This is a genomic window from Imperialibacter sp. EC-SDR9, assembly GCF_902498805.1.
Classification (GTDB): domain Bacteria; phylum Bacteroidota; class Bacteroidia; order Cytophagales; family Cyclobacteriaceae; genus Imperialibacter.
In genome coordinates this window covers 136,585-150,822 of sequence record NZ_LR701588.1, presented here as the reverse complement: position 1 = coordinate 150,822, position 14,238 = coordinate 136,585, and the positions used below count along the sequence as shown (strand labels likewise).

Annotated in this window: 20 protein-coding genes; 11 read left to right on the top strand and 9 right to left on the bottom strand. The window is 46.8% G+C overall.

Annotated elements, in window-relative coordinates; translation table 11 throughout:
• Nucleotides 1-176 (top strand): transposase (locus GC130_RS16360; RefSeq protein ID WP_304599205.1); only part of this gene is annotated, 176 nt, incomplete at its 5' end.
• A 103-nt stretch (nucleotides 177-279) separates the two neighbouring features.
• Here the strand turns inward: GC130_RS16360 and GC130_RS16355 are convergent.
• Together GC130_RS16355 and GC130_RS16350 are read right to left on the bottom strand one after the other, a co-directional pair.
• On the bottom strand, nucleotides 280-1,314 hold the full coding sequence (locus GC130_RS16355; RefSeq protein WP_151999407.1) for a hypothetical protein: 1,035 nt from the start codon (nucleotides 1,312-1,314) through the stop codon (nucleotides 280-282).
• Nucleotides 1,308-1,559, bottom strand: coding sequence for a hypothetical protein (locus tag GC130_RS16350; protein ID WP_151999406.1), 252 nt, complete (start codon nucleotides 1,557-1,559; stop codon nucleotides 1,308-1,310). Before GC130_RS16350 ends, GC130_RS16355 begins: the two co-directional genes overlap by 7 nt.
• A gap of 286 nt (nucleotides 1,560-1,845) precedes the next feature.
• On the opposite strand from GC130_RS16350, the gene GC130_RS16345 reads away from it, so the two are divergent.
• Nucleotides 1,846-2,316 (top strand): hypothetical protein, encoded by a 471-nt coding sequence (locus GC130_RS16345; RefSeq protein WP_151999405.1) that lies wholly within the window; start codon nucleotides 1,846-1,848, stop codon nucleotides 2,314-2,316.
• 33 nt (nucleotides 2,317-2,349) lie between these two features.
• Nucleotides 2,350-3,003, top strand: coding sequence for a phosphoribosyltransferase (locus GC130_RS16340; RefSeq protein ID WP_151999404.1), 654 nt, complete (start codon nucleotides 2,350-2,352; stop codon nucleotides 3,001-3,003).
• 87 nt (nucleotides 3,004-3,090) lie between these two features.
• Here the strand turns inward: GC130_RS16340 and GC130_RS28905 are convergent, their stop codons facing one another.
• Both GC130_RS28905 and GC130_RS28900 read right to left on the bottom strand, forming a co-directional pair.
• Complete coding sequence (locus tag GC130_RS28905; RefSeq protein WP_226940525.1) at nucleotides 3,091-3,543, bottom strand: hypothetical protein; 453 nt, start codon at nucleotides 3,541-3,543, stop codon at nucleotides 3,091-3,093.
• A complete protein-coding gene (locus GC130_RS28900; RefSeq protein WP_226940524.1) occupies nucleotides 3,506-4,150 on the bottom strand; it encodes an alcohol dehydrogenase catalytic domain-containing protein in 645 nt (214 codons plus the stop codon). The genes GC130_RS28905 and GC130_RS28900 overlap by 38 nt, the downstream gene beginning before the upstream one ends.
• Nucleotides 4,151-4,328: 178 nt before the next feature.
• Here GC130_RS28900 and GC130_RS16330 point away from each other — a divergent pair, with 178 nt between their 5' ends.
• The 4 genes from GC130_RS16330 (at nucleotide 4,329) to GC130_RS16315 (ending at nucleotide 7,249) form a co-directional block, all read left to right on the top strand.
• The gene (locus GC130_RS16330; protein ID WP_151999403.1) at nucleotides 4,329-4,868 is read left to right on the top strand and encodes a hypothetical protein; all 540 of its coding nucleotides are present in this window, start codon (nucleotides 4,329-4,331) and stop codon (nucleotides 4,866-4,868) included.
• Nucleotides 4,869-4,896: 28 nt separating this feature from the next.
• Nucleotides 4,897-5,574 carry a BON domain-containing protein gene (locus GC130_RS16325; protein WP_151999402.1) on the top strand — a complete coding sequence of 226 codons (678 nt, stop codon included), beginning with the start codon at nucleotides 4,897-4,899 and terminating at the stop codon, nucleotides 5,572-5,574.
• A gap of 410 nt (nucleotides 5,575-5,984) precedes the next feature.
• Entirely contained in the window at nucleotides 5,985-6,647 is a 663-nt protein-coding gene (locus GC130_RS16320) for a DUF4136 domain-containing protein (RefSeq protein ID WP_151999401.1), read from the top strand.
• A gap of 2 nt (nucleotides 6,648-6,649) precedes the next feature.
• A complete protein-coding gene (locus GC130_RS16315) occupies nucleotides 6,650-7,249 on the top strand; it encodes an outer membrane beta-barrel protein (protein ID WP_151999400.1) in 600 nt (199 codons plus the stop codon).
• 97 nt (nucleotides 7,250-7,346) lie between these two features.
• Here the strand turns inward: GC130_RS16315 and GC130_RS16310 are convergent, their stop codons facing one another.
• The gene (locus tag GC130_RS16310; protein ID WP_151999399.1) at nucleotides 7,347-8,213 is read right to left on the bottom strand and encodes a universal stress protein; all 867 of its coding nucleotides are present in this window, start codon (nucleotides 8,211-8,213) and stop codon (nucleotides 7,347-7,349) included.
• 97 nt (nucleotides 8,214-8,310) lie between these two features.
• Nucleotides 8,311-10,065, bottom strand: a complete 1,755-nt coding sequence (polX, locus tag GC130_RS16305) for a DNA polymerase/3'-5' exonuclease PolX (protein WP_151999398.1) — start codon at nucleotides 10,063-10,065, stop codon at nucleotides 8,311-8,313.
• Nucleotides 10,066-10,270: 205 nt separating this feature from the next.
• Between polX and GC130_RS16300 the strand changes: the two genes are divergently transcribed.
• The 4 genes from GC130_RS16300 to GC130_RS28630 all read left to right on the top strand — a co-directional run bounded on the left by GC130_RS16300 (nucleotide 10,271) and on the right by GC130_RS28630 (nucleotide 13,180).
• Nucleotides 10,271-10,786, top strand: coding sequence for a ferritin-like domain-containing protein (locus tag GC130_RS16300; protein ID WP_151999397.1), 516 nt, complete (start codon nucleotides 10,271-10,273; stop codon nucleotides 10,784-10,786).
• 11 nt (nucleotides 10,787-10,797) lie between these two features.
• Nucleotides 10,798-11,490: a dienelactone hydrolase family protein gene (locus GC130_RS16295; RefSeq protein WP_151999396.1), complete on the top strand. Its 693-nt coding sequence runs from the start codon at nucleotides 10,798-10,800 to the stop codon at nucleotides 11,488-11,490.
• Nucleotides 11,491-11,951: 461 nt separating this feature from the next.
• On the top strand, nucleotides 11,952-12,998 hold the full coding sequence (locus GC130_RS16290) for a response regulator (RefSeq protein WP_151999395.1): 1,047 nt from the start codon (nucleotides 11,952-11,954) through the stop codon (nucleotides 12,996-12,998).
• Between the two features lie 5 nt (nucleotides 12,999-13,003).
• Nucleotides 13,004-13,180 (top strand): hypothetical protein, encoded by a 177-nt coding sequence (locus GC130_RS28630; RefSeq protein WP_193217883.1) that lies wholly within the window; start codon nucleotides 13,004-13,006, stop codon nucleotides 13,178-13,180.
• Between the two features lie 427 nt (nucleotides 13,181-13,607).
• On the opposite strand, the gene GC130_RS29275 is transcribed toward GC130_RS28630, so the two are convergent.
• From GC130_RS29275 to GC130_RS16280, 3 genes are read right to left on the bottom strand one after another with little or no spacing between them, the layout of a single operon-like run.
• Nucleotides 13,608-13,682: a hypothetical protein gene (locus GC130_RS29275; protein ID WP_370455791.1), complete on the bottom strand. Its 75-nt coding sequence runs from the start codon at nucleotides 13,680-13,682 to the stop codon at nucleotides 13,608-13,610.
• An 8-nt stretch (nucleotides 13,683-13,690) separates the two neighbouring features.
• On the bottom strand, nucleotides 13,691-13,966 hold the full coding sequence (locus tag GC130_RS28895; protein ID WP_201568400.1) for a YbhB/YbcL family Raf kinase inhibitor-like protein: 276 nt from the start codon (nucleotides 13,964-13,966) through the stop codon (nucleotides 13,691-13,693).
• 45 nt (nucleotides 13,967-14,011) lie between these two features.
• The gene (locus tag GC130_RS16280) at nucleotides 14,012-14,230 is read right to left on the bottom strand and encodes a YtxH domain-containing protein (RefSeq protein ID WP_151999394.1); all 219 of its coding nucleotides are present in this window, start codon (nucleotides 14,228-14,230) and stop codon (nucleotides 14,012-14,014) included.
• Nucleotides 14,231-14,238: the final 8 nt, after the last annotated feature.

Below are 14,238 nucleotides of genomic sequence, written 5' to 3'. Positions count from 1 at the left end.
TAGAAACTGTAAACGATGAACTCAAGAACATCTGTCAAGTCGAACATTCCAGACATAGGTCTTTCGAAAACTTCATCACCAACCTTATTTCAGGATTGATTGCCTACTCCTTCTTCCCCAAAAAGCCCGCAATCAAATATCAACCCGTCAAAACAAGCCAATTAGCCGCTTTTTAAAATCGAACTCAGGTTAATATGTGAAATGGCCGACCCCTTGTAGTGCGCAAGAATGAAGTCAGTGATATTGTATGGTAGTTTTGATGCAGGTGCTGTCATTGTATTAGGAGGTTAGGTTGGGACATACATTCATATACTGTTCAGCCATTGTTAAGTACTTGCAACACTCTTGCTTCCATTTGTCCATCGGGCCTTTGTAGTTGGGGCTAGTCAAATGCCTTATGCTAAGTCTCGCTCTGAGCAGCGCTCCTTTTGCTTTGTAAAAATCCAGCAGTTCCTGAGGAATCATGTCCCCGCTTTGCTGAATGTAGGTGTCGATAAACACCTTGCCTGCGGATGTTGATCCCAGTGCGTCACACTCCATCGACAGGTATGATAATTCTTCAGCGATGTCGAGTATTCTGAGGCTTTTGCAAAATTCAAGGGAATCGATGAAGACAGGTTGAGGGCCCAGGTAAATATGCTCAGGCCGTAAATCGCCGTGCGCTTCAATGATCTTCATTTTTTCAGCTCTGCTCAGCAACACTTCAATTTTAAGATAGATAAATGAGACAAGGGCGTCGATGACCCGGTTGACGAGCGATGACGGAACATTGTACTCGGGCGCCAGAAGCTGTCTTCCGTCCTCCAGCACAGCGCAGGTGATCCAGCTTACATAGGTGTATGCGCCCAGGTCGACAAGCTTGCCGTTGATGTAGAAGTCAGCGAGTGTGCTTGCGCTCCTCTTCAGTTCCTGCTTGTTGATGTTGTGGGCGGCAATGGCTGACTCAAGGGTTTTTTCCTTCGGAAGCCTTTTCATCCAAATAAGCCAGTCAACGGCTTTGCCACTGCCATTCAGCGCTAACTGCCCACCCCGAGACGACGTAAGTGGTAATATTCCCAAATACACTCCTTTGGCCAGCCTCCTGTTGACCCGCAGCTCTTCCAGACAATTTTTGTGGCGGGCTTCCGGAGTAGAAAAATCAATCAGATCGAGCTTGATTGGCTTTTTTAGCTTCACAACATAGTCGTCAGTCAGAAAGACCCACGACATGTGTGTTTCCAGCATTTTCACCTTGGTGGCACGAAATGGGTAACTTTTCGGATTTTTCAGCAAGGTCAGCTTGGTACCTGAATTCGTATCGATATCAGTCACCATCGGTCAGAGATTTTGGCTATCTGCGTCTTCCGTATAAAGCATCTCCATTGCCGTGCCCGAATGGAGATGTTTGATGGCCTTTGGGCACTACACGCTCTCACAGTCACCAGGGGCCTGGATTTGCGCTCTCCATCGTCAAAGTCTCGCTCTTCGTGCAAAAACAGCGAAACACCCAGGCCTTTTGCGATACTGTTCCCCAAAGGCCTGGTCGCATGCAAGCCGAATACTCTGACAGGATCGTTCATGTTAGTGTTATGGCTGGTTATGCCAAACAAGTTAAATGCTTGACAGACAGTATTAAATGACTGGCATCATCCGGCGATCACCACTTTTGTCACCGTGGAGCCTGAGTGCCGGTTAAACTTTAAACTTGAAAAAGTAACCCGTGTGAGGGCGGGTAAATGACGAGAATCACCGGGCCGGCATGACACTGGTTGTTTCAATTCTTACTCAGTATCGTCAACTTAGATCAGACGGTGATCTCTGATGGAGGATGCCTGGTTTACAGCAAAGTACAAAAAGGTGAGAGGTATGAAAAAGAAAGAATTAAAATCAAGAATGTTTGAAGAATGTATCAACAAGCACCAGGCTGTGGTCAATGACTTTAGCAAGCGGATTTGGGAATTGGGGCAGGACACTGCTGACCGGGGAGCCGACCAAAATTCACTGTCAAAGACAGCCTTTGGCGAGCAGGTGATGTCGGAGTTGAATTCCATAAATAAGCAGCTTCAATTTGCCAATGACGAAATAGATTTGCTTTACAAGATGCAAAATCAGAATGGACACCTCAGTGAACACGAGCAGGCGGAACTCGGTGCGGCCGTGGCTACCGACAGAGGCACGTTCTTTGTTTCTGCAAGCATTGAGCAGTTCAGCGTGAACGGGCAGGTGTTTGTTGGTCTGTCGATCAATAGTCCACTTTTTCAGGCCATGAAGGGAAGGAAGACCGGAGACGAGTTTGTCTTCAATGGGACTACATATCACATCAAAGACATCTTCTGATATCCGTAAAGTTAAATCACAATTACTGCTATCATGTTCAAAGACCGAAAAGATGCGGCGGAGCAACTTGCCCTGGCGTTGAAAAAATACAAAGACAAGGGCGTGCTGGTATTGGGTATACCCAGAGGAGGGGCCGAAACGGCCTACTACGTGGCTAGCTATCTTCACGCCGAATTCTCGCTGGTTATTGCCCGTAAACTTGGCTACCCCTGGAGCCCGGAAACCGCCATGGGTGCATTGGCCGAAGATGGAAGTTTATACATATCCGATATGGCCAGCGGGCGCATTGACGACATTGAGGCGGCCAAATCCAGCGAGTCGCTAGAGATAGCTCGAAGGGTGCAAAAATACAGAGGAGGGAAGGAGCTTCCTTCCATGAGGGGGCGCACGGTTATTCTGGTTGACGATGGCATTGCTACGGGGGCCACCCTGTTTGCCGCCATTCAGCTTTGCAAGAACAAGGGTGCGGCGAAGATCGTAGTAGCTGCCCCGATCTCAGGCCAGCTTATGGAAAGACATCTCAAGCAAATGGTGGATGAGGTGGTGATACTGGAAACACCTGCTTATTACCAGGCTGTTTCTCAGGGATATGCCGACTTCGCCAACCTGACCGATGAAGAAACAATTGCTATCATGAGAAAGTGGGAGAAGGAGAAGCGGGAGGTTGTGCAAAAAGCTTCATCTTAAGAAGCAAGTGTTAGGTTTTGCCTTTTGGCAAAGTCTCCGGCAAACGCCATCATGGAACAAGAGATGTTCTCTCACTGACTGCCAGGCCTACCGCCACACCAGCACTTTGGCTCCTTTTACGTGCTTATGCTTTAGGTCAGTCAGTGCCTGATTTGCCCGGTCGAAAGGGTATACTTCTACTTCAGGCTTCAAAGGTATTTTAGCAGCCAGACTCAAAAATTCACGCACGTCGTTTCTCGTAATATTGGCTACACTTTTTATTTCCTTCTCCATCCAAAGATGGTCTTTGTAGCGCATGTCAAGCAACGCATCCTGATCACCAATTTCCTTTCTGATAGCATTGATTACCAGCCGGCCGCCTGGCTTCAGGTGGAGCAGCGATTGCACCACGGGCTTCCAGGCAGGTGTGGTATCAATAATGGCATTGGCCTGTAGCGGTGGTTTTCCGGTAGCATCTCCAGCCCAGGTGGCCCCCAGTGATCGGGCAAAGGCCTGCTCTTCTTCACTTCGTGCAAAAACCAGCACCTTTGATTGGGGCATTAAATAGCGGGCCATTTTGAGCACCAGGTGACCTGAGGCTCCAAAGCCCGTCAGGCCAAGAGTCTGGCCGTTTTGCAGGCGGGCCAGCCGGAGCGAGCGGTAGCCAATTGCTCCGGCGCAGAGGAGCAGCCTCAATGTCGGAGAAAATAAGGGGAATAGGGAACGCCGAGGTCTCAGGTACTTTCATCAATTCGGCGTAACCGCCATTCGCATCTCTGCCGGTAGCCATGAAGTCTGCACAGAGGTTTTCCCGGCCGGAGGTGCAGTACTCACATTGCTCACAGCACGAATAGATCCACGCAACGCCTACCCTGTCGCCTTTTTTGAAAAGTCTGGCTTTGCTTCCGCATTTTTCTACGCAGCCCACCACCTGGTGGCCCGGCACAACCGGGTAATGTGGAGGAGGCGTACGTCCCTCTATTTCGTCGAGTTCAGTGTGGCAAGCACCGCAACAGCTCACCCTGATGAGCATCTCATTGTCCGCAACAATGGGAATGGGAAGCTCAATCTGCTGAAGCGGTTGGTTGCCGGATGTCAGATCGTATACGCCGTTTATCACGAAGGCTTTCATCGTCTGTGAGTTGTTTGTTTTTAGATGAGAAGGCATAACCAATTTCCAGTTTTAATATCAGTTAAAAGACAGGCACTTACAACTGCTTAAGATCCAACAAAAACGATACTTTTTCAGCGACGACAATCTCACTCCTCAATGATACGGGTCATGAGCAATGCACCACCCTTTGGCTAATTTTATTGCTGTTCGCAGGATAAAACGTGAGAGAGCTATGAAGTGGCATAAGGTAATTGTTTGGTTCGTTTCGTTGATAATCATCGGCTTTTTCACAATCTGGTGGACGATGGGCCCCGAGCCCATGAAGACGGCCCAACCCTACTCAGTGAATGACCCGGCGATGAGGAACAAAGTGCTGATTGCCACGCAGGGAAGCGATTTCAAAGATGCCCTTGTGAAAGAAGTGGTTGCCGGGTTGGAAATTTCACCGGTTTTTATTCAGGTAATCGACATCTCAGGACTTGATTCCATCAAAGAAATGGACTGGACTGCTATAGTTATTATTCACTCGATGGAGTACTGGAACCCGGGTCGGCATGTCGAAGACTTTGTTAACCGCACAAGTGAAAGTCATAAGCTGATAGTGCTGAGCACTTCGGGAGAAGGTAGTAGCAAGCTAGAGGGGATTGATGGCATTTCTTCAGCTTCCAGGCTTTCCGAGGTATCGGAGAAATCCCGGGAAATTGTGAGAAGAGTGATGGCCATCATCAGCGATAGTAATTATGCAGTCGGTGGCCCTGAAATTAAAATTTAATGGTAATAACACTTTAAAAACTAAGGCAATGAAAACTAATGAAGAACTTCAGAAAGATGTAATGGAGGAGCTTAAGTGGGATCCTCTCTTAAGAGACGTGGCCTCTCAAATTGGGGTAACTGCCAACGAGGGGGTGGTGACACTCTCCGGACTTGTTGACACATATAGTAAGAAGCTGGCAGCTGAGCGGGCGGCGCAGCGTGTCACAGGTGTGAACGTGGTAGCAGTAGACCTGGAAGTGAAAATTGAAGCTATGCACGTCAAAACAGATATTGAAATAGCCGATGCCATAAACAATGCACTTAAGTGGCACAGCGCTTTGAAAAATGAACAGATCGAGGTGAAAGTGGACAACGGGTGGGTTTACCTGACCGGATTCACCTATTGGGACTATGAAAGAAGAGCCACAGCAAATGCGGTACGAAATCTGATTGGCGTAAAAGGTGTAACCAATAATATCATGCTTAAATCGCAGACGATTGACCCCAAACAGATCAAAGGCAAAATTGCTGCGGCTTTTCATAGGAGTGCCACAGTGGATTCTTCAAACCTCCATGTGAATGTGTCGGGAAATCATGTAACCCTATCAGGAAAGGTACGCTCCTGGGCGGAAAAAAGAGAGGCAGAAAAAGTAGCGTGGTCTTCACCTGGTGTGACAAGGGTTGACAACGAAATTGAGATCGACACCTCAGTATTGGTGGCTTAGGGCGAAAACAAGCTGCACGATTTTTTTCTTAGGTTAGGCAATGATGTTTCAACAGGAGCATCGGGTATAGTGGAAAAGCAGCTGTGAACGGGTAACCGGTTCAGCTGCTTTTTTTCGGTGCAGCGGCGAAGTAAAACCGTCGTGTAAAATTCATCATGTTGCCTGAGCTGTTCTGTGCTTGCCAGTGGTCATTTCCCCACAATGCATGTACTTCAATTGCCCCTCCATTTACCGAAACCCCTCCTTCGTGCCCGGTGGTGACGAGAGTATCGTCCTGCTATGACTACCATCATGGTCTGGTGCCGACCACACTTCTAACTTCGGAATAATAATATTTCGTTGGTTCATCGTTAAGATGATAAGATAGTTGGAGAAATTTTGCTTTACATAACATTAAATGATTGACAGCTATGAAAATTAAATTAATGTCGTTGGTGGCTATGTTTGCTTTTATAGCCATGCAAGGTTGTTACCCGGATGGCCCTGACTATGTGGACGAGTTGGATATTGTGTATACCAACTATGATGCTTCTTTCGATTTTGGGTCAGTTAATACCTACTCGTTGCCTGATGAAGTTGTAGAAGTCAACAGTTCTGATTTCAGCAGCCGAAATGGAAGCGACACGCCTGAATTTGTGGATGAAGAATACAGCACCCTGATCCTGGATGTGATTCGTGAAAACATGACCAACTTGGGGTGGACGGAGGTTGACAAAGAGGACTCACCGGATATGATCATACTCCCGTCAGTATCCAAAACTACGTATCTCTATTACTATTACGACTGGTACTACTGGAACTGGTGGTATCCCGGCGGGTATGTGGGGCGTGGTTGGTACTATCCCGGCTATTATTTACCTGCCTACAGAAGCGGATTTCGGTCGGGGATCTTGTTCATCCAAATGACCGATGCCAAAAACTCTTCGGTAGACAATGGCGTACCAGTGCCGTGGAGCGTAGTAATCAATGGTTTGTTGCAGGGAAGCCCTTCCTACTTTAGCAGCCGCCTTCATAAGGCCATCGACCAGGCCTTTGAGCAATCCCCCTATTTACAACAAGAAATATACCGTTAGCTATGAAGAATATTTTGAAAATCATCAGTTTGATAGCCATGAGCCAGTTTTTTTTCACTGACCTCCATGCTCAGGGATATACTTCCATACAGTATCATTTGGGTATTCCGGTCGGAGACTTCAAAGACTATATTGAAAATTCGAGCTATAGTGGAATGGCCATAGATTACAATTTCAAGGTCAGTCCGTCTTTTGCCATTGGAGCCGGCATAGGATGGAATGCTTTCTATGAAAGAAAACCCTACGCCACGTACGAGGATGGGACGGCATCTCTTTCGGGTATTCAGTATCGTTATTCAAACGTGATGCCTGTTCACCTCACTGGTCAGTACTTTTTTCTGAAAGAGAGTAACTGGCAGCCTTATGCCAGCTTTGGTGTCGGCACCTTATTTTCCAACCGCACCACCGACATGGGACTATACCGTTGGAATGAAGATGCCTGGCGTTTTAGCTTAAAGCCCGAAGCAGGTGTGACCTATTCTCCGTGGCACTTTGCAGGCCTTAAGGCATCGGTGAAATACAACCAGGTTTTCAAAAAGCCAGACACAGATGAGGGCCATTCTTTTTGGACTGTTGGTCTTGGAGTGGTTTTTATAAAATAGCCTCCCGATTGCAGTGAGTGGTCAGGCAACAAAGAGAATTTCCGGGAGGAAATTCTCTTTGTTTTTATCTGCAACCATTGGTTCAGATGGCCCTGATTCATTCTACATCATACCAGTCTCTTTCCAGCAACTGCAGGTATTTTTCATTGAAGCTCAATACAGGCTGAGAAGTTTTGAATTCCATTTTAGTCACCAGGTCCTTGTGGAATAGTCGTTCCAGAGCTCCAACAGGCCCTTTTTCCAGCATGACCAGCAAATCAAATTTGTATTGGCTTATATAGCTGGTGAGCCTTTCGTAAATATCATCGGCCAGCAGTACCTGGAATGTCATTTTGTCGTAAGAAACCTGCTCCTGCACCAGCCCTTTAAACCATTCCATTTTCGTTTCGTCCCTGGCTTCCCCGGGAAGGCTCACGTGCACAACGGTGATATCCGGCGAAAATGGCTTAAGGAAATCTACCAGCTTTTGAATAGCTGCCAAATCAGCCTCGTAGAAATCGGTAGCATAGAGCACTTTTTCGGGCGCCGCCGCAGTAGCCTGTGCTGGCACTGCATACACCGGGCAGGGAGCTTCTCTCACAAGTGCTTTTGTGGTGCTGCCAACAATAATTTCTTTGGCTTTGCTTTCTCCTCTGGAGCCCACAACGACCAGATCGGCCTGTAGTTCATTGATCACAGATATGATGCCATAGGCAATCGATGTGTTTTCAACTACCTGAAAACTAACGTTTAGTTCTTTGGCTTTGCCTTTTGCATGCCTGTTGAACAGGTTCTCCAGCTTTTGTTTCAGGTCGTCCTCCATTCCGGGCGTGTCCTGCAGGCGTGGGTAATCCCACCCCACCGGAAGATCAAACACGTGCAAAAGTGTGAGTTGAGCGTCGCTGGCCTTCGCCAGGTTGATAGCGGCGATGAGCGCCTTTTCGGCGTTATCGGAGAAATCGGTGGCATAAAGTATTGTTTCCATGGTTCTATTATTTTCGGTTATGAACGCTAAGGCTGTTGAGTTGATGGGGGAAGAGAAATGTTTTCAAAGGCAGATCATGCCGGGATACGGAAGTCGATCAGGCGTGTACCTTCATCGTCTTCTGCTTATTTCTAATGAATTTTTCGATTTCGTTCCATGACCTTGTGTTAAGAATATTGTCGGCGGTGCACCAGGCTCTCCTGGCAACGGTGACTCCGATTTTCATGTAGGAAAAATTCTCAGGCGAATGGCTATCGGTGCTGATCACCAGCATCACTCCCGCCTCTCGGGCTTGCCTGGCCAGCTCATCGTTGAGGTCCATCCTGTTTGGCTGGGCGTTGACTTCCAATGCGGTACCCGTTTCTTTGGCTGCCTCCAGCAGGCGCTTGAAGTCTACAGGGTAGGGTTCTCTTCTGCCAATGAGGCGCCCGGTAGGATGCCCTATGCAATGCACCCAGGGGCTCTCACAAGCCTTTATTAACCTGTCGGTGTTGTTGCTGCGAAGCCCGGAATGTATCGACGCCGTTACCCAATCCAGCTGAGAAAGCACCTCCTCCGAAAGATCCAGCGACCCGTCGGCAAGAACATCAACTTCTGCGCCTGACTTTATAAAGTTTTTGCCAAGCTTGCTATTGAGTTCTCTGATGGCCTTTATCTGCCGGAGAAATCCCTCTTCATCCATTCCTTTTGCGATCCTGGATGCCTTAGAGTGGTCGGTCATCGCTATATAGTCGTAAGGAAAATTTTGTATAACATAGCTGGCTATCTCTTCCAGTGTTTTGATGCCGTCGGACCAGGTAGAGTGCATTTGAAGATCTCCTTTGATATCACTCAGCTCCACGAGCTTTGGAATGCGATGCATGGCGGCCAGCCCAATTTCACCCTTGTCTTCCCTCATTTCTGCTGGCATAAGCTGCATGCCCAGCAGGTTGTACACTTCTTTTTCTGTTGCACCTCCCACACGCCGGCCACTTTGAATTTCGAAAACACCATATTCACTTACCTTGAAACCCATGTCTCTGGCTTTGGTACGAAGATGAATATTGTGTTCTTTGGAGCCGGTGAAGTACTGCAGGGCAGAGCCCCACTCGTCGGGAGTTACTATCCGAAGGTCGGCCTGCCTTTTCAGGTCTTTCAAAAGTATGCTCACTTTAGTGTCGCCTTTCACCAGAATTCTGGCGGCCACGTCCTGCTTTGTAAAGTGGTCGGCCACTTTTTTTCTATCCTTGTCCAGCACAGCCACCAGCACGTCGATGTCGCCAATCGTTTCCCTGCCTCGTCGAAGGCTTCCCGCAAGGGCCGCTTTTTGTACAAATGGAAGTTTTTCGAATGCCGTTACAATCTTATTGCCCACTTCCAGGGCCTCCCAAAGCAACATTCTGTTTTCGATGGTTTTGTGAAGTTTTAAGCCCCGCATCATGGTTTCCACTTTTTTGGCACCAAAACCATAAAGCCTTGCTATGGTGCCGTCTTTTAGCGCATCCACGATTTCATCCTTTGTTTGCAGATGAAGCTTCGTGTAGATGGTTTTCAGCGACTGCGGGCCAAATCCGCTGATGTCCATGAGCTCCAGCAGGTCTATGGGCACCTTCGATTTCAACCTTTCGAAGCGAGGCACCGTGCCCTTAGCGGCAAATTCCTGGATGTCTTCAGCCATCGACTCACCAACTCCCGGGATATCTTCTGTTGTTCCGTTGGAGATATAGACGGAGATGTCTTCCGGCAAAGAGGCAATGGATCTTGATGCTTTGTCGTAAGCGATCGCCCGAAAGGGATTTTCTCCGCCTAAAAAGCGGTAGCTGGCAGCGATGTTCTTAAATATGGCCGCCAGTTTTTTGTTTGACTCTGTCATAACGTCAATGTGATTTGCAGTAGTAATTTCTATAATAACTCATTTATTTTCAGTGATCTGTGTCATCAGAAATCAGGACTTTCGGCTGTAAATCTTTAGTGGCTTCTTGTCGGCTGATGACACGAATCATCTGCAACCGACTACCTCTGTCATATGTTCCCGGTGCCGGAGTAGGTATTTTCGCTATAGAACAAAACGATAGATCATGAAAACTATTTCTAATCTTCGGGAGGTGTTGGTTTACTATGCAACTGATCTTTACCATGCTGAAAAGCAAGTGCAGATAGCACTTTTGAAATGCATTTCACAAATGAGTGCGGAAGACTTGAAAGCTGAGGTTAAAAAGTACATCAGCAGTTGCCAGGATAAGATCATCAAATTAGAGGAGGTATTTGGCGATATGCTTGTGGTGCCAGCTAATGGCGGCAGCGAAGTGATGGAAAAGCTGCTGAGCGAGACGGCGGAAATTTTGCATCAGACCGCCCCGAGTCACCTGAAAGACGCCGTGTTTGCCGCCTGCATTCAAAAAATATGTCATTACAAGATAGCAGGCTATGGGACCTGTGCAGGTTTTGCAACTGAACTCAAGCTGGATGATCCCCGGCTGGCCTTCAATACATTGCTTGGCTGGGAGGTTGCGGCTGAAGAAAAGTTGTCGTTTCTCGCTATCAAAAAGCTGAACAGAAGGGCTGCAGAGCCACCGTTACTTCTGGATGCCTAAACCCATCAATCATGAATACAGAATATCAACATAAAATATGCATTCCGGTTGACGGAGCAGTGCTGGAGGGCGAACTGTACGTTCCTGAAAAGCCTACTGCACTAGTTATTTTTTCTCACGGAAGCGGCAGTTCAAAGCTTAGCCCCAGAAACAACTTTGTGGCTAAAGAGCTGCAACAAAATGGTATAGTAACCTTTCTTTTTGACCTCCTGACCCGGGAAGAGGACAAAACTCCGACCTACAGATTTAACATCCCGCTGCTTACACAAAGGCTTGTGAAGGTAACAAAGTGGCTGACCAGCCTTCCTCTGGTCAGTGGCCTACCGGTAGGGTATTTTGGGGCAAGCACAGGGGCGGCAAGTGCGCTTGCAGCCGCTGCGGTGCTCCCAAACGTGGTGAAGGCGATTGTTAGCAGGGGAGGGAGGATTGACCTGGCTGAGCCCAGTCTGGCCCTGGTGAAGGCAGCAACACTGTTAATAGTGGGGGAGCACGATTCGGAAGTTTTGTATATGAACAGGGAGTTTTCAGAAAAACTAAACTGCAGGAAGCATCTGGAGGTGGTAGGCGGAGCCTCTCATCTCTTTGAGGAGCCGGGCGCTCTGGAGGAGGTGGCTAAAATATCTGCCAACTGGTTTGTTGCACAACTGGCGGAAAAGGCAAAACCTCACGAAAAAAATACTCGCTTCATGTCGTTATTCAGCTAGCCAAATTACCAATCCCGCCTGTTATTTTTGAGCAATACATCAATCAAGATGTTGCGGATGTTTTCCCTTTTTTCAACACACGGTTCGTTTCTCTTTTCCCTGTCTTAAAAATGATGACTTCTATCATGAACAGCAAGAACGAATGTCATGAAATAAGAGACTACCAGGAGATATCTTTATTCGTTGAGTAGTTTCTCGGCGCATCATTCTGGAAATTTTCTGGTAATTAAAAGGCCCTTTTTGCTTTTGTAAAAAGGGATTCTTCCTTAGAAACTGAAATTTGGATATAAATAGTTTGGCGGATTTTGCAGCGGCTTGCGATCTGGTTTTTTTGAGAGAGATATTGAGTTCAACAGAAGGGCAATTAAGATGAAATGATTTTGCCCAATTTGTGACCGTTATGAAGAATACACTTATCCAACCCAGGCCGACGAGGACAATGGGTGCAATTTTTAATTGAAATGGATCAGACAATTTTGGTGATTGATGACTGCGAGGAAATAGCTGATAACATCAGTGAAATCCTACAACTTGCTCACTACAGAGTTTTAACTGCGTCCAATGGAAAAACGGGTGTAGAATTGGCAAAGAAGGAATTTCCTGATTTAATATTGTGTGATGTTTCCATGCCAGAGCTCGATGGACATGGAGTGCTTTATATCCTCAATAGTGAGCCGGAAACTGCCCAAATACCCTTTGTTTTCCTTACCGGCAAAACTGACCACAACGATCTTAAAACTGCAATGAGCCTTGGCGCTGATGGCTATGTCACTAAACCATTCAGCGCCACTGAGTTATTGGAAATTGTTAGAATACGACTGAAGAAAAGGCTGGCGCAAAATCCCGGGTTGAGAGGCGATTCCAATAATATCAATCTACTCTTTAACGAAGCAAGGGAAGCCAAAGCTGTTGATCAATTGCTGGCGGGTAAACCTATGCGCACGTTTCGAAAAAGAGAATTCATCTTCATGGAGGGCCAAACGAATAATGAAGTTTTTTTTATAAGGAAGGGAAAAATAAAAACCTACAAGCTCAATTATGAAGGTAAAGAGCTGATCACAGGTATTTACAAAGTGGCTGATTTCCTTGGGCACATCTATGTTTTGGAGGAAAGACCTAACCAGGAAAGTGCTGAAGCCATGGAAGAGTCGGAGTTGGTTATTGTTCCAAAGGTTGAGTTTATCAATGCAGTTTATGCCAGCAAGGAATTGGCAAGAAAATTCATCAAGCTATTGGCGGGCACCATTGAGCAAACTGAAAACAGGTTGCTTGATCTGGCTTACCAATCGGTAAGACAACGTGTGGCGAGATCACTCATCACCCTTTGCGAGCCAATACCTTATTGTTTTGTTTCAGTGAGCCGCAGAGACATGTCGAATCTGATTGGCACTGCCACTGAATCGCTTAATCGCACCCTGGCAGACTTCAAAGATGAGGGACTTGTGGAGATTTTAAATAATGGAATTAAGATACTTAACAAGGCTAAACTTGAACGGCTAGCCCAATAGCTGGCATGATGGCCATCAATTTTGAGAAATATGCAGTGAGTGGAAATGAATTCATTCACATGCTGGCAGAAAAACCGGGTGACAGAGACGAAGGCCATGGAGGCCGAATCCAGTGGTGTGCTTTCAGGATACTTAGAAGGTCATTAGGGGTCAAGTGGAAAATCTGGGGGGTTGACTTTTAACGGCAATATCCCGAGTGGCTAAAAAAAGCAAAAGGTCCAAGCCTAACCCGGCCGGGCGAGACACATTGAACCAGTTTTACTTTTTATTTGGCCACACACTAATCATTCAATGCCCAGGAATACAGATTGATCCTACATAGGCACCGTTTTGCTACCGGCACAGTTTCCCATAGCATTGAAACGAATATATGTTTATGGTTGTAGTTGTGACCATGTAGTAGAGTTGTTGTCGGTTAGAAGAATACTGATGAAGCACAAAATATTCGAAAGTTGTCAGAGTGCTCTCCGCAAAACTCTAAACTTAGCAAAAAGTGTATGGAACTTAAGGGGATGCTCTTTTGTAGGTTCCCATAAGCGATAATGTGGTCTCGCATAGCTTCTTCTACCTGGCTTTTGAACGCACCTCCCGCCAGGTCAAGAAGGGTGTTCAGAGCATAAACCTTAAAAAAAAGTACCGATGTGTTCCTGAGGGCGGGCAGGGGCCTCCATAAGCAGTCTTCATAAAATCATTCATTCCTTCAGTGCCAGGCACTGTGTTTTCCATGATATGATGCATGAGAGGATATTCCATACCAACCAATGCAGCCAGGTTTTGCCCAGGGCATCGGGATCTTCTACTATCAGCACCAGGCTCTTTGCTTCCAAAGGTATTTCGCTGACGTCAAGCGGCGGGTTAACATTCTTACCATCACAGGTATACTTCCCTGAGATGATTCCTCCGTTGCCAAAGGCAGCGCTTGTTACATTCAGGGCCTTAAAATCCGTGGGTATTTCAGAAGCCTTCATTGGCTATTGTTAACTTATGGCCTGTGTTTTTGCAGATGAAGCACCCTAATTCGCCTTACTTTTAATGATTTTGTCTGAAAAAGTGTTCATCAGTTCATTGAACTTCTTCTCCACCTTGTCATTCACTGCTTCAGCAAAATCTTCACTTTTTTCGAAAAGGTTCTTCCTTGTTCTTGCTCCTTTTTGGGGGGCAAAAAGCAAACCTATAACGGCACCTGCGGCCATCCCGGCTACTATACCTAATATTGCTATTCCCGTTTTCATAACTTTGA

What these genes read in the sequence shown, in the direction of transcription:
- GC130_RS16355 (WP_151999407.1), bottom strand. Translation starts at nt 1,314, where the DNA reads ATGGTGACTGATATCGATACGAATTCAGGTACCAAGCTGACCTTGCTG.
- GC130_RS16350 (WP_151999406.1), bottom strand. Translation starts at nt 1,559, where the DNA reads ATGAACGATCCTGTCAGAGTATTCGGCTTGCATGCGACCAGGCCTTTG.
- GC130_RS16345 (WP_151999405.1), top strand. Translation starts at nt 1,846, where the DNA reads ATGAAAAAGAAAGAATTAAAATCAAGAATGTTTGAAGAATGTATCAAC.
- GC130_RS16340 (WP_151999404.1), top strand. Translation starts at nt 2,350, where the DNA reads ATGTTCAAAGACCGAAAAGATGCGGCGGAGCAACTTGCCCTGGCGTTG.
- GC130_RS28905 (WP_226940525.1), bottom strand. Translation starts at nt 3,543, where the DNA reads ATGCCCCAATCAAAGGTGCTGGTTTTTGCACGAAGTGAAGAAGAGCAG.
- GC130_RS28900 (WP_226940524.1), bottom strand. Translation starts at nt 4,150, where the DNA reads ATGCCTTCTCATCTAAAAACAAACAACTCACAGACGATGAAAGCCTTC.
- GC130_RS16330 (WP_151999403.1), top strand. Translation starts at nt 4,329, where the DNA reads ATGAAGTGGCATAAGGTAATTGTTTGGTTCGTTTCGTTGATAATCATC.
- GC130_RS16325 (WP_151999402.1), top strand. Translation starts at nt 4,897, where the DNA reads ATGAAAACTAATGAAGAACTTCAGAAAGATGTAATGGAGGAGCTTAAG.
- GC130_RS16320 (WP_151999401.1), top strand. Translation starts at nt 5,985, where the DNA reads ATGAAAATTAAATTAATGTCGTTGGTGGCTATGTTTGCTTTTATAGCC.
- GC130_RS16315 (WP_151999400.1), top strand. Translation starts at nt 6,650, where the DNA reads ATGAAGAATATTTTGAAAATCATCAGTTTGATAGCCATGAGCCAGTTT.
- GC130_RS16310 (WP_151999399.1), bottom strand. Translation starts at nt 8,213, where the DNA reads ATGGAAACAATACTTTATGCCACCGATTTCTCCGATAACGCCGAAAAG.
- polX (WP_151999398.1), bottom strand. Translation starts at nt 10,065, where the DNA reads ATGACAGAGTCAAACAAAAAACTGGCGGCCATATTTAAGAACATCGCT.
- GC130_RS16300 (WP_151999397.1), top strand. Translation starts at nt 10,271, where the DNA reads ATGAAAACTATTTCTAATCTTCGGGAGGTGTTGGTTTACTATGCAACT.
- GC130_RS16295 (WP_151999396.1), top strand. Translation starts at nt 10,798, where the DNA reads ATGAATACAGAATATCAACATAAAATATGCATTCCGGTTGACGGAGCA.
- GC130_RS16290 (WP_151999395.1), top strand. Translation starts at nt 11,952, where the DNA reads ATGGATCAGACAATTTTGGTGATTGATGACTGCGAGGAAATAGCTGAT.
- GC130_RS28630 (WP_193217883.1), top strand. Translation starts at nt 13,004, where the DNA reads ATGATGGCCATCAATTTTGAGAAATATGCAGTGAGTGGAAATGAATTC.
- GC130_RS28895 (WP_201568400.1), bottom strand. Translation starts at nt 13,966, where the DNA reads ATGAAGGCTTCTGAAATACCCACGGATTTTAAGGCCCTGAATGTAACA.
- GC130_RS16280 (WP_151999394.1), bottom strand. Translation starts at nt 14,230, where the DNA reads ATGAAAACGGGAATAGCAATATTAGGTATAGTAGCCGGGATGGCCGCA.